Origin of the sequence: Algoriphagus faecimaris (assembly GCF_900101705.1) — a bacterium.
Taxonomy (GTDB): domain Bacteria; phylum Bacteroidota; class Bacteroidia; order Cytophagales; family Cyclobacteriaceae; genus Algoriphagus; species Algoriphagus faecimaris.
On sequence record NZ_FNAC01000046.1, the window covers coordinates 1 to 13,385 of the forward strand.

At 40.9% G+C, this 13,385-nt stretch carries 13 protein-coding genes; 4 read left to right on the plus strand and 9 right to left on the minus strand.

Features of this window, described 5'->3' with window-relative positions:
* Window positions 1–212, plus strand: a 212-nt coding sequence (locus BLQ57_RS17985; RefSeq protein ID WP_139162804.1) for an integrase core domain-containing protein, incomplete at its 5' end; no start/stop codon positions are given.
* Between the two features lie 695 nt (window positions 213–907).
* Here BLQ57_RS17985 and BLQ57_RS17990 read toward each other — a convergent pair.
* From BLQ57_RS17990 to BLQ57_RS18025, 8 genes are all read right to left on the minus strand, one after another.
* On the minus strand, window positions 908–2,695 hold the full coding sequence (locus BLQ57_RS17990; protein ID WP_169712799.1) for a BspA family leucine-rich repeat surface protein: 1,788 nt from the start codon (window positions 2,693–2,695) through the stop codon (window positions 908–910).
* 1,079 nt (window positions 2,696–3,774) lie between these two features.
* The gene (locus tag BLQ57_RS21365; protein WP_205635643.1) at window positions 3,775–4,503 is read right to left on the minus strand and encodes a hypothetical protein; all 729 of its coding nucleotides are present in this window, start codon (window positions 4,501–4,503) and stop codon (window positions 3,775–3,777) included.
* A 98-nt stretch (window positions 4,504–4,601) separates the two neighbouring features.
* Window positions 4,602–5,141 (minus strand): hypothetical protein, encoded by a 540-nt coding sequence (locus BLQ57_RS21370; RefSeq protein ID WP_205635642.1) that lies wholly within the window; start codon window positions 5,139–5,141, stop codon window positions 4,602–4,604.
* Window positions 5,142–6,062: 921 nt separating this feature from the next.
* Window positions 6,063–7,406 (minus strand): hypothetical protein, encoded by a 1,344-nt coding sequence (locus BLQ57_RS18005; RefSeq protein WP_087941035.1) that lies wholly within the window; start codon window positions 7,404–7,406, stop codon window positions 6,063–6,065.
* 94 nt (window positions 7,407–7,500) lie between these two features.
* Entirely contained in the window at window positions 7,501–8,571 is a 1,071-nt protein-coding gene (locus BLQ57_RS18010) for a dipeptidase (RefSeq protein ID WP_087941034.1), read from the minus strand.
* Between the two features lie 3 nt (window positions 8,572–8,574).
* Window positions 8,575–9,285, minus strand: a complete 711-nt coding sequence (locus BLQ57_RS18015; RefSeq protein WP_087941033.1) for an SAM-dependent methyltransferase — start codon at window positions 9,283–9,285, stop codon at window positions 8,575–8,577.
* Window positions 9,286–9,302: 17 nt separating this feature from the next.
* Complete coding sequence (locus BLQ57_RS18020; protein WP_087941032.1) at window positions 9,303–10,061, minus strand: alpha/beta fold hydrolase; 759 nt, start codon at window positions 10,059–10,061, stop codon at window positions 9,303–9,305.
* Window positions 10,062–10,318: 257 nt separating this feature from the next.
* Window positions 10,319–11,035 carry a pyridoxine 5'-phosphate synthase gene (locus BLQ57_RS18025; protein WP_087941031.1) on the minus strand — a complete coding sequence of 239 codons (717 nt, stop codon included), beginning with the start codon at window positions 11,033–11,035 and terminating at the stop codon, window positions 10,319–10,321.
* A gap of 62 nt (window positions 11,036–11,097) precedes the next feature.
* Here BLQ57_RS18025 and BLQ57_RS18030 point away from each other — a divergent pair, with 62 nt between their 5' ends.
* From BLQ57_RS18030 to BLQ57_RS18040, 3 genes are read left to right on the plus strand one after another with little or no spacing between them, the layout of a single operon-like run.
* Window positions 11,098–11,550 (plus strand): GatB/YqeY domain-containing protein, encoded by a 453-nt coding sequence (locus BLQ57_RS18030; RefSeq protein WP_087941030.1) that lies wholly within the window; start codon window positions 11,098–11,100, stop codon window positions 11,548–11,550.
* Between the two features lies 1 nt (window position 11,551).
* Entirely contained in the window at window positions 11,552–12,109 is a 558-nt protein-coding gene (locus BLQ57_RS18035) for a CvpA family protein (protein WP_169712798.1), read from the plus strand.
* On the plus strand, window positions 12,090–12,692 hold the full coding sequence (locus BLQ57_RS18040; RefSeq protein WP_087941028.1) for an anthranilate synthase component II: 603 nt from the start codon (window positions 12,090–12,092) through the stop codon (window positions 12,690–12,692). The genes BLQ57_RS18035 and BLQ57_RS18040 overlap by 20 nt, the downstream gene beginning before the upstream one ends.
* 31 nt (window positions 12,693–12,723) lie before the next feature.
* Here BLQ57_RS18040 and BLQ57_RS18045 read toward each other — a convergent pair whose 3' ends face one another.
* On the minus strand, window positions 12,724–13,377 hold the full coding sequence (locus tag BLQ57_RS18045) for an outer membrane lipoprotein periplasmic chaperone LolA1 (protein ID WP_087941027.1): 654 nt from the start codon (window positions 13,375–13,377) through the stop codon (window positions 12,724–12,726).
* Window positions 13,378–13,385: the final 8 nt, after the last annotated feature.

Below are 13,385 nucleotides of genomic sequence, written 5' to 3' on the forward strand. Positions count from 1 at the left end.
GCAAAGGAAGAGCCATAGACAATGTGTTTATCGAACGGTTCTGGAGAACCATCAAGTACGAAAAGATTTATCTCAACCCACCACAGGACGGATTGGATCTCTATGCACAGCTGGCAGAATACATGGATTATTACAATCACCGTAGAAGGCACAGTAGTCTGGACAACAGAATTCCTGCAGAAGCATATTCCATGATTGAGCAGGTGGCGTGAAACGAGTTTACCACATTCCCACACTCTTCTGAAAATCTAAAAAGGGATTTTCAGGCGTGGAAATATGGAAAACTCAACCGGCCTCTGTATACTTGAAGTCAAATGAATTCTGTCCTAACAATTGGGGTATGCTCACTTGTAAAATGAATTCATGCCCAAATAGGAAGTAGAAAAAATGATTCACCTTGTGTCAGTTTGAGATGGTAAAACTAATTTGATTCACCGTTTGCCAGAAATCTGAATAATTGTGTCAATTCTGGATTGGATTTTACTAGAATCAAGAAGTACCAATCGTGTTTTTTCGATAGGTGTTTACCTTGAAACTTCCTCACAAATTTTCAGAAGTAGGTGGTACCTGAGAGGATGAGAAAAATCCTGAATCTTCACAAATAGTAATTTCAAGATTGGTTGGATGATTGATACTTCCTTCAAATTTTCATAAAGTAAGTGATACCTGAGAGGATGATGTGAATTTCATTGATTTTTACTTTGCAGTAAACTTGCAGTTGGAGGAAAAAAGGGACTTATTTTACTGCAATTAAAAATTATAATTTATTGATTTTCAATATACTAAATACAGGTCCAATAATTAGAAGTTTCCTAAACTTTAGATACAGGTTCGATTCCTGTCGGGGCTACTTTGTTGATTTTTAACTATTTACCAGATAGAAATAATCCTTTTTTTGTGAAATCTGTTAATCAGGACAAGTACCCCATTTGGGTTTATATTCTGGAGAAAGAGGAGAGTTAGTTGAGAATTTATCCGGTTCGGATAAAATATTCGTTACGCACCAACTCGAAATATTTTGATTGAATGGGGTTGTGAAAAACAAACCTGTCATATCATTAACTTTCCTTACATCCCAATTTCCAATGGGCTGGTTAAACTGACTGACATTAAACATTCCTTTCAGGTTTCTAACACTACTTACATCCCAGTTCTCTAATTGTTGGTTAAATGGAGTTTTAAAAAACATGAATCCCATATCGGTGACATTACTAACATTCCAATCTCCTATCGGTCGGTTGAATGGGGATTCCCTAAACATCATATACATATTTTCCACATTTCGAACATCCCAATTTCCTATAGGTTGATTGAAATTTGATTCAGAGAACATCCAACTCATATCAGTAACATTTCCTACATCCCAATTCCCTATGGGTTGGTTAAATGGAGAATCTATAAACATATAACTCATATCAGTAACACTACTAACATTCCAGATACCCAGGGGTTGGTTAAATGGGGAGTGTGCAAACATTCCGACCATATTGATCACATTACTCACATCCCAGTTTTCAATTGATTGATTAAAGGAGGTTTGAGAAAATATCCATTTCATGTTCGTTACATTACTAACGTCCCAATTTCCAATTGACTGGTTAAAGGTTACCAGTTGTAAAAACAAAGATTCCATATCTGTAACCATTGAGGTGCAGAGTTTACTCAAATCAACCCCTTCTTCTATTCGTTGTCTCAATAATGAATTATCTACTACTTCAAATTCGACTCCATTTATTACCCCTTTTTCACCAGCCCGGACATTTTCACAAATACAAGTCACTCCATTTTCCCCTAATCTAAAGACCGGTTGTCGAAACTTGACAATTACGTTTATATCCCTATCAACCTTAACTATTTTTGTAAATTCTTTACCATTTAAATCTCCACCCCAACCATCAAATACCCACCCCTCTTCAGGAACTGGGGTGAGTTCTACAATGGTTTGGAATGGATAACTTCTTCCATTTGGAGTAGATACTACTTTCTCTTCTACAGTACCTTTACCTTCAATTATAAGATTAATCTGATAATCTTGAGTTGATAAAAATTGAATGATTCTTTCCTCAAAATTAGGTATAGTTGAATTAAAATTAAGCTCTATAAATCTCTTCTCAATATTTTCTCGAGTCTTTTTTAAGTCCAAATTTAACGTTGATGATATTAAAGAGTTTAGAATATTTTTGTCGTCAAGTACACCATTATCTGAAAAATCATTCTGAATTCTAGATAAAATCTCAGTCAATTGTCCTACGCTTCTATTTCCTTGAAGGATGATGGAGATGGCTAGCAGGATTTCTCCTTCTTCATTGTTCTTGGAAATATCATAATCTTCAAAATCAGCATTGCTTTCCAAAACAAACGAAAAGATTGAAAGCACTTCCCGTTTGGCCTGATCCTTCGCCTCGCCAAATGTCTTCCCCTCCTTCATAAGTGTTTCAACCCGCTTCTTTTCCAAATGGGTTAGTACGTTTACATTAATGGAAGATTTATTGGTAAGATCAGCCAAGGAGGTCAAGGTGATTGGCGCTGACGAAATTTGTCCAGATACCTCATTGAAATAGAATCCCGAAGCAGTGAATTCCACAAAGCTGGAAGTCAGTTCAATATTGTTGATCTCAAAAAGCCCCTGGTCATTGGTGATTTGGGATGTAAAAATATTTCCGGTCTGAGTCAATTCAGAATTCAGCTCACTCATTAATATGCTCGTCCCACTCACAAAAGGACCCTTCTGAACAAATCCCGAAATTTTCTCTTTTCTGATCGTTTGTGGGCCATCGGGAATAGACTCCCCATCATCGCAGGCAGCCAGAATAAAAAGTAATAGCAACAGAAGTTTAGAGCATCTTTTCATAGAATCCACTTTTATGAAACTAAAAATAGCTTAAGAATTTTAAAACCCCTATTCTGGAGGAAATAAATAAGTATCATTTTAGGTTTCAGTTTGACTTCAGATCTTATTACCTTCTTTAAATTTAATACAGTAAATAGGTGGATTTCGATAAGATTTAATAGAAGTCAGAATTACCAAGATGATAAAATTAAACTCGCTCTAAATCGTAGAATTTCGATTTGAAAGAAATCGAATTACATATTCACTTCCTCACGATTTTTCAGAAGTAGGTGACAACTGAAAGGATGACGTGAATTTCAATGATTTTTACTTTGCAGTAATCTTGCAGTTGGAGGAAAAAAGGGACTTATTTTACTGCAATTAAAAAATATAATTTATTGATTTTCAATGAATTAAAATCAGATCCAAGAACAAGCGTTTCCTAAACGTTAGATCCAAGTTCGATTCTTGGCGGGGCTACATTTAATTTCTTCGCAATGAAAGTGGTTTATCATGCGTATGTGCTGAAAAGCAAATTCCACAACTATTTTTACAAGAGGCATTGCAAGGATCTTACCAAGAGGTTGGAGTAGCATAATCCCAGAATGACTACTTCCATCCGGCCTTACCTTCCTTTTGAGTTGGTTTATTTTGAGGAGTTTGAAAGCTTGTCAGAAGCAATCAAAGGTGAAAAACATTTTAAAACCTTTAGAGGCAGGAAGTTTCTTAAGGAAAAGTTAATGAAGTAGTTCAACGCCCGCCCGGCTCACGGCAATCGGACGGGGATAGAACAGAAGTAATGGTGACCCGATAGTCCTTTCCTTAATAAAGACATTGAGATTTTAAAAGCACTGCTTTGCAAACGGAGTCGAAATGAATATTTTCCAGTTATAGTTCGTTTAACATTTCAATTTGTTTGACCCTATCATCCCCAGAATGAAATATTAATCATTTCCGACAAAATTGGCCCGTCCAAAAAATCGTTGATTCACGAAGTTATTGAGGTTCGAGCCAAAGCGATAATTAAACCCAAATCTGGTGTCTATGGTATAAGCTGAGGGTAGGGTTACTCTCCCACTCAAAATATCTTGTTCGGAGAAATCTCCGGATGCTAGGTAAATCTGATCCTTTACGTAGTTGCCTTCTGCCCTAACATAAAAAGAAAAATTCCCCGTGACACGGACTTCTGTACTAATATTCAAACCTGTGGTCCAAAAGCTAAAATCATCCAGATAATTTCTCAGACGATATCCAATCTGCAGATTACCCCATCGTTGAGTTAATCCCAAACTGACTCTCAGGCTTTGGAGGGCCCTGGTTTCATCCATTACACCGTAAATCGTTTCTTCGACATAGCTATTGTTCCTCACTTCAACTCCATAGTTAACTCGTAGAAATTTGGAATTCTGCTCTGATTCAGGAAAAAAATTGTACTCTATGGCTGGTCTGAAGCTGACCTGAAACTGATAATTAAAGCGCGTGTTCTGACGGCCATCAAGATCGTATCCATAAGACCATTGGGGCGAAATAGACTTTACAAGCTGATGGCCAAATCCAAATTCTGATACATCAAAATCGTTCTCAACTTCATCGATGATCGGATTGCCGTTTTCATCAAGAACCGGATTTCCATTGGTATCAACTCTTGGTTCTTTTTGAACCGTGGTTCTCAACCTTTCGCTTACTCTCCCAGACAGGTTAATTTTCCAATCATCCGTGATCCGGTTAACATTTATATCTGCACCATAATTGATTTGCCTGCTTAATTCCTCTAATTCAATGTTGCATCACTGCCAATATTAAAAACCCAGTAATCCCAGGAATCAACGCTTTCCTGTTGAGTATCTTCCAGAGCAATAGGACTCGTCTTCATGTTGATATCGACACCCTCTCCCGCTTTCGTCTTTGCCAAATAGGGAGCCAAACCTAATTTGATAAATCGGGTCAGTTTATCCCGTACTTCAAAGTCGGTATCCGTTTGTTTGTTATTTACGTAAAGGGTGTCTGATCTTCCTGCATGGAGGTTTTGCTGACCTATAAAAATCAGCTGATACTGACGCCCACCGCCACCAGATCTATTATTGTTAATGAGCAGAAAGACATCCGCCATTTCATTATCCCTGTAAAAGTCAACCGCCGTAATTTCTGTTCTGATAAAATCCATATCACAACCTCCATCTCTTCGCTCACAGCCATCGATAAATACCCGGAGTTTATTGGGAGAGCTGGAATTATCAATTAATGTTTGACTAATAGCAGGAGGGTTGATGGAAAAGAATGACAGAATCAATAAAAGTGGTATTATTCTCATTTGATTTGTAGTAATTCAAGTAGATTGTATTTTTAAGATCGGGGTTAAATACAAATTATCCTCGCATGATACAATTATCTATTGAAACTAAGCGGACAATTTACATGAAACAGCAAAGTAAAGGATTCTCGGTCTTCGCCTACATTTAATACAAGCAATAGCGGCTTCAATTTTGGTGTGAGAAAAGAGGTGGAAACTAAGAGAACCGAATAATTCCAATAGGGGATACTTTCTAAGAATCATATAAAAATGTTAAAATCACAAGTGAAGTAAATTCTGTAGGAAATGGCATCCCGAATAGTGGGACGAAACTACCTATGGGCTATTTCGAAAAAGATCACCGAGTAAAATCTATAATGCTTAAAGTAAATTGAAGTCTTTATATAAATGAAGAGACTGGTGAAAAGTCAAAATCCTTTCAAAAAGTCAAGAATTTAGAGAAGGGACTCTTGAAAATCTGGAAGGGTAGAAAACCGAATAGACAATTAAGGTATAAATGAATTAAGGCAATTAGGAAGACAAGATTATTGGATTCTCTCGCATCTACTGATAACGATAGTCTGATTTGTCCTTTTGTTATTATCTGAGATACCAGAAAGGTTCTAGCTTCTACTCTTATTTACTTTAGGTTGTGATGACCAACTGTCAACCTCGGATAGCATATTCGGCCTTTTCAGTAGTGCCCTGCTTCTGATTGGAACTATTGTTCTTTCTGATGTATTTGGGCTTGTGAAGGTTTAGCAATGATATCTTTTCTTTCTACCCGTACGAGTTCATATTCGTAAGCTATTTTTTCTTTGCTTAAATAGTTGCTGAGGGTATTACAATTAAATTGAGGCTAGTTGAGGTAAAAATAATTGAGATTAGAAAAAAACCTCGAAGATTCAATCCTCGAGGTTTTTTTGATTTTTTAAAGGCAATTTATTGTAATCGCGCCTGAATCTCTTCGATCAAACCTTGATACTTGATCATGATTCTTGACCAATCGCGGAATAGCTCATCATCTTTGACTGTTACGATTTCTTTAGTACGGCTGGGGTCATTTAGGTCTGCGGCTTGGCTGACTAGTTTGACTGCGTAGGCCAATTGATCGGAATTTCCCCCCGAACTGACGATTACTCGTGTCCGAATCACGGAGGAATTGAAATTCTCTACTTGCCAGGAAGTGGTCAAATATCCCGTATTATAATCTACTGTTTCTAAAATATCAAAATAGCGGGTGACAATGGACGACAAAATTCTCCAAGCTTCCTCTCCAGAATATGATGAATCCACAGGAACGGTGATTCTGACATTTGCCAAATCTGAAGATACAGAGTTGTCATAAGCCTGGTCTCGGGCCATTTCTATCGCTTCGGCCACAGGAGGCGTATTGCGATCAGTTTGATTGCAATAGTCTTTGTAATACTTCACAAAGCCATCTTTGGAGACAAGTACGGTGATGCATCGACCTTTCGGGATTTTTAACTCATAGGAACCCACGCCCACGCGCTGACCCATCACTTCGATTGCAGCATCATTGGGGACTGTAGTGATTTTGACCAAGCGCTCATCCAATGTCGCTGTTTCTCGTACCGGTGGCTCAGGGTCTATTCCCGGCTTATTGCAAAATACTCGAGTATACTCCGCAAAGCCTTCCTTATTGACAGTGACCGTCACGCAATCTCCGTTGGGGATGATCACATCCTGATTACCTTTTCCAGCGATAACGCCGTTTACGGCAACCTCTCCATCTGCAGGCTGTACTTCTACGCGAACTTGACGATTTTTGAGTTCGAAAAACTCTCTAATCGGAGGGGTTTCTCTTTCGGGAGAATTATAATAGGTTTTGGTCACCGGGGCAAAACCGGGCTTTTTGATTTCTAAGGTAGCTGAACGATCTTTTGGAATAGTCATGAAAATGGCTTTGGTGCCAATTTTCCTTCCGTCCACAAAAATCTCAGCATCAAAAGGCTCTACTGTAATATCAATTCTTCGGGTATCTAAGGTGACTCGCTGATTTTTATCCCATTTGAGATCCTTGTTGTATTCTTTTATTAAAGGATCGTATCCTGGCTTCGTGATTTTGATCCGGTTTCTGGAGTTTTTGTCCAATTTGTACTCGATACTTCCTGTTCCCAATTCCTGTTTTTCGGAATTGTCATAGTCGTTTAAGAGGATAAATTTGGCATCGGTGTGGTTGGCAGTAATTTGGAGTTTTTGGGCTTGGGCCTGGAAAATAAGCAATCCTAGCACCAAAAAGGTGAGTAAATGTCTGTAATTCATATTTTAAGGGTTGGCAATTTCTTTTGCAAGAAATTGAATATGCTTTACTTATGCAACCCCAATGAAAAATTGCTTTAATTAAAATTTCACATCTTTAACTCCAAGACTTCTTTAAAAAGTTCAACCAATTGTCTGACATCACCTTTTGGATATCGCCTTCAGTGTAACCTCTCCTCTGAAGTAAATCTGGAATTTTTTGTAAATCTGCGATCGTCTCCAAATCCCAAGGGCATTGCTCAGACCCAAAAGCTCCATCCAAATCCGATCCGATTCCAATGTGATTTGCATTGCCTGCGATCTGACAAATATGATCCAAGTGGTCCAATACAGTAGAAATAGTCACATTTCGCTCTTTGGGAGTACTTTCCCCTCTTTCCCATCCCGGACTCAACATCCAAGCATCAAAAGCTCCTCCAATCACCGCGCCTCTGTCAATCAGGGCCTTGATCATTTCGTCGGAAAACTGCCGATTGTGGTCCACCAAAGCCCGACAATTGTTATGACTGGCCCAAACCGGCCCCTGAAAAATCTCTAAAGCATCCCAAAAAGCCAAATCGCACAAATGCGTTGCATCGAGAATGATCCCGAGTTCATCCATTTTCCGAACCAATTCTTTCCCCTGATAACTCAAGGGAGCCGAGGCATCCGTCCCAAACGCATATCTCCCAGGGCCATAATGTGCCGGACCCAAAGCCCGAAGTCCGTATTCGTAGGCTTTTTCCAAATAATCCAGATTAACGAGGGAATCGGCACCTTCTAGAGAGAGAATAAACCCAACAGGCTCTTCACTTTTATCCTCTGCTTTATTCCAAAGGGCTAAATGTGTCTGAAGTTCTTCCCAATTGCAGATTTGCCGCATTTCTCCCTTTTCGACCATGGCTTGGTACCATGCTAACTGCCCTTGAGTTTGGGCCCAGGCCTGCTCGGGGGAATGCCAACCGGGAAGAGAATTATCGGGGGCGACATAGCGGGCGATTTGAGTAGCAACGACTAGGCCGATATTTCCTTTCCGGAGTTCGGGAAGGGAAACTACCGCATTTCCGCGGTCAGGTTTGTCTTTGAGCCCATTTTCTCGAGCATTAATCTCTGCGACAGGTCGGGTAAGGTCTCGGTTCCATTCGAGGGCATTCATACTCAGGTCCAGGTGGGCGTCAATGGTCAGCATAGCTTAGAAACTTTGAAGGATAAAAACGGTGGGAATTTTGTGCAGATCGATTGGACTTTTCTTCCAATCTTGAATGGGTTTGGTTTGGATAAGTTCGTCCCTTGCGGTAATATTCTTAGCGATGCAAAGCTTGGTTTGGGGAGAAAGCGTACGAATCAAATCCTCCAATAGCTGATTGTTGCGAAAGGGTGTTTCCATAAAAATCTGAGCCCGCTTTTCCCGCAGGGACTCTGCTTCCAGTTTTTTCAAAGCAGCAGCCCGTTCTTTTTTATCAATGGGCAAATAGCCGTGAAAGGCAAAGGACTGACCCGAAAAACCCGAGCCCATCAAAGCCAAAAACATGGAACTGGGACCGGAAAGGGGTACAACTTGAATTCCCCGCGTATGCGCGTGAGCGACGGCCAGAGCTCCCGGATCAGCGATTCCCGGACAACCTGCTTCAGATAGGATTCCCACATCGGCACCTTTAAACAGCGGCTGAAGGAGTCTGTTGATGGATTCTGGCGGAGTGTTTTTATCGAGGATTTCCATATGGACTTCCTCCAAGTTCACTCCCAGCTTAAGGCTGGAAATATAGCGTCGGGCAGTCCGTAGATTTTCGACCAAAAATACTTTGGTATGGGCGATCACCTCACGCACTTGGGGAGTGATGACTTGATCGGCTGTATTCTCAGCTAGAATATTGGGGATTAAAAAAAGCTTTCCTTGGGGCATGGGTCAATTAGGGTCGATTATTTTAAAAATTTTCTTACCTGCTGAATCACCGCCTCTGGTTTCTCGGCATGAAGCCAATGTCCGGCATCGGAAATAAACTCAATCTCATAGTTGGGGAAATGATCCAAAATATCTGGTAAATCGCTTTGTTGGATATAGTTAGAATTGGCACCAGCCAAGAATAAGGTAGGGCCTTTGTACTTTCCGTCTTGGGGTAGGGCTTTCCCCACCTCTTCGATGTTTTTGGTGATTACCGGAAGGTTGATTTTCCACACAAATCCATTCTCATCTCTACCCAAGCTTTTGAGTAAAAACTGGCGGATTCCTGCTTCGTCGATATACTTGGAAAGATGCTCATCGGCTTCTTTCCGGGATTTGATTTCCGCAAGGGGGATGGAATTCAGCCCCTCTAAAATCGTCTGATGGTGTACCGAGTAATAGCGTGGAGCAATATCGGCAACGATCAGCTTTTCTACGCGATCAGGATGAGCCAAAGCAAAGTTCATAGCCGTTTTTCCACCCATGGAATGTCCCATCAAGAAAACCTCGCTCAGCCCTTCATCGTCAAAAAGCTCCAAAAGGTCCTTGACCATCACTCGATAGTTCCATTCATCTGCATGCGGGGAATCTCCATGATTTCGCTGATCGATTAAATAGAGCGTGTAGTTTTTTTCCAGCTCTCGAGCGATGGAAAACCAATTGTCTGCCGAACCAAAAAGTCCATGTAGGATTACTAGGGGTTGACCGGATCCGGATTTTTTAAAATTTAATTTCATTCGATTTACGATTTATGAATTACGATTTACGCAGTTTTTAGTGAGATTTGATTTATCCTTGACACTTGAGTAAACTTTTTTCAATATTCATTGCTACACAGTAGACAATTTCTTCAAATTTTGATGTGTCTATAATTGATTTTCAAAGGTCACTACCTGTCCCGAACTTCGGGAGAATCTTTGACGATTAACCCCGAAATATAGGGGCATTGCCCTGTGTGTTTAATGATGATTTTAATCGTGTCGATTTCATTTGCTCAAATCTCCAAGCGTCTTCTGTACATCTGAATGGTATTTTCCAGACCATAATAAAGCGCATCGCAGACGAGTGCATGGCCAATGGAAACCTCATCCAAAAATGGAATTTTATGCTTCAAAAAAGCCAGATTCTGCAAATCCAAATCGTGCCCAGCATTTAATCCTAGCCCAAGTTCTTTGGCGATTTGGGCCACTTCCACATAGGGAGCAACGGCCTTTTCTCGGTCTATCAGGTAGTGAGAAGCATAAGGTTCTGTATAAAGCTCTACGCGATCCGTACCGGTGAGTTGGGCTGGTTCGAAATATTTTGCCTCAGGATTGATGAAAATAGAAACACGGCAGCCGGATGCTTTAAGCTCGGCCACGATGTCTTTTAGCATACTCTGATGGGTAATCGTATCCCAGCCGGTATTGGAGGTGATCGCATCAGGCGGATCAGGCACTAAGGTCGCTTGGGCGGGTCTTACTTGCTTTACAAGCTCCATGTAACGCTGATCGGGATAGCCTTCAATATTGAATTCAGTGGTCACCACTTCTGCCAAATCCAACACATCCTGATAGCGAATGTGGCGCTCATCGGGGCGGGGATGCACCGTAATTCCTTCTGCACCAAATCGTTCGGCATCTTGTGCCACCAAAACTACATTGGGGTTATTTGCTCCCCGGGCATTGCGTAGGGTCGCAATCTTGTTGATATTTACACTCAGCTTGGTCATATCGCGTCTTAAAAAGGGTATTTTTGCATTGAAAACAAAGTTACAACATAATCTAACTAGCAATGAGTTTAAAACAAACCATAGAATCTGAAATTAAATCTGCAATGATTGCTAAGGACAAAAACCGATTGACGGCTTTGCGGGCGGTTAAGTCTTTGATCTTGCTGGAAGAAACCAAAGGCGGCGTCAAAGGGGATCTTTCCGCTGATAATGAGATGAAGTTGCTCACGAAAGCTGCTAAACAGCGCAAGGACTCTGCTGATATCTACGAACAGCAAGGAAGATTTGATTTGCATGAGGTAGAAATGGCGGAGCTAAAAGTGATTCAGGAGTTTTTGCCAAAGGCACTGACAGAGGAAGAACTGACTCAAGCGGTCAAAGAAATCATAGCCAAAACTGGAGCTTCCAGTCCAAAAGATATGGGTAAAGTCATGGGGATGGCCTCCAAGGAATTGGCAGGAAAAGCAGATGGCAAGGCTATTGCAGATAAAGTAAAGTCACTCTTGAATAGCTAAAGTGGAAGCCCAGTCCTATATCGATATCGCTATTGTTCTGATTTTGGTCCTAGGTGCCTATGAGGGTTATAAGCAAGGCTTTCTCTTAGGTATTCTAGGGCTTATTGGTTTTGTAGTGGCCATTGTTTTGGGTTTTTACTTTATGGAGCCGGCTGCAGCTTGGCTAGGTGAAAATGTAGAAAACGTCAATCTCTCCTATCCTGTGATGGGGTTTTTGCTCATCTTTTTTATCAGTTTGATTTTAATCCGTGTCGTAGGTTGGACACTCAAAAAGCTCATGGATTTGACCATATTGGGTACTTTTGACGCTATAGGGGGGATTTTCTTTGGAGTGGTCAAGGCAGGATTCTTTTTGAGCTTATTTTATTGGTTTACCAAAGAATTTGATTTGGATCTGCCCAAAAAATGGGAGAGACAGTCCGAGTTGATCAGCTATGTGGAGCCTATGGCGCCTTTTGTGATTGATGCGTTGGCACCGTTTTTCCCACCGGTGGATTCGACCAAGGGGATCGTGGAGGAGTGGGTTGAGAAGGTAAGGGATGCTGCTGTTAATCGATAATTTTGATTCTTTCAGCCATATTTTGGCAGATTTGATTCGTCAGACTGGAGAGGAATTACAAATCGTCCAAAATGACAGTGATCCGGAGACCTTATCACAATTTGAATTTAAGGGGCTGATCCTTTCCCCCGGCCCCGGAATCCCAATTCAATCCGGAAATCTGATGAAGATATTGGATCGGTATCATCAGGAAGTTCCGATACTCGGGGTCTGCCTAGGGCATCAAGCTATCGGTGAATTTTTTGGGGCAAAATTGATCAAAAATCATCGGCCTACTCATGGAAAAGTACATAAGGTCCACCGAGTGCAAAATCACCCGGTATTGAATGAAATTCCTGCTACCTATTCGGTAACCCGCTATCATTCCCTTCAGCTTACGGGGTTGCCCGATTGCCTATCGCCGATTCTAGAAACTCCGGAAGGCGAAATCATGGGATTGGTTCATCGGGAATTGCCTATTTTGGGGATTCAGTACCATCCCGAGGCCTTGCTCACTGAGTACGGCTTACAGTTGATACAAAACTGGCTGGATTGGTCATCTATAAGAAGTGTGCAGTCGAGATCAACTAAAGAACTTTACTAAAGAGGGAATATCTTCGGGATTTTTGATTTTCTTACCTCAAATCAATCACTTCAATGCCCGGATACTTTTTGGCATCAAAAGCAAAGTAGGTAGCCGAGAGATTGGCATTTTGCTTTAGGTTTTTAAAGGTATAGGAATACATTCCTCCTTGACCGTCGTACATTTCCCAGCCCAAGAGATCCTTGCTGCTTTTATCAATCATTAGCTTGACCTGCTCAAAGGGCGCGTTGGCACTTGTCGCATTTAGCTCCACCACATTTACATTTTTGCCTTGGTAGACTTTCTCTTTCAGTAGCTTGTAGTCAAAACCGGATTCATACATTCTGTAGATATTGGATGGGGTGAGTTCGCCTTCCATTTGGCTCACATCATTGATAGTGACTTCCTTGTATCCATCAGCCTGAATAAAAGTCCAGACAGTTTTACCATCATTGTAGATTTCTTGCTCGGGTAGTTTCAGCCGATACTGCTCGCCTTTGACGGCGATTTCTCCGCTTTGTCTTTCTGAGCTTCCACTGGCATCCTGAAAAGTAAAGTCAAATTCAGCTGTAAAGCCATTGAGGCTTTGGAATTTTTGGCTCATTTCATCCAAGACTTTCTTGGCCTCGGGTTGTTTTTGGGCTTCTGCCGATTGGCTAAAGCATAAAAAGTAAGTAAGAATGGTGAATAGGGCTATTTTTTTCATGATTGGTA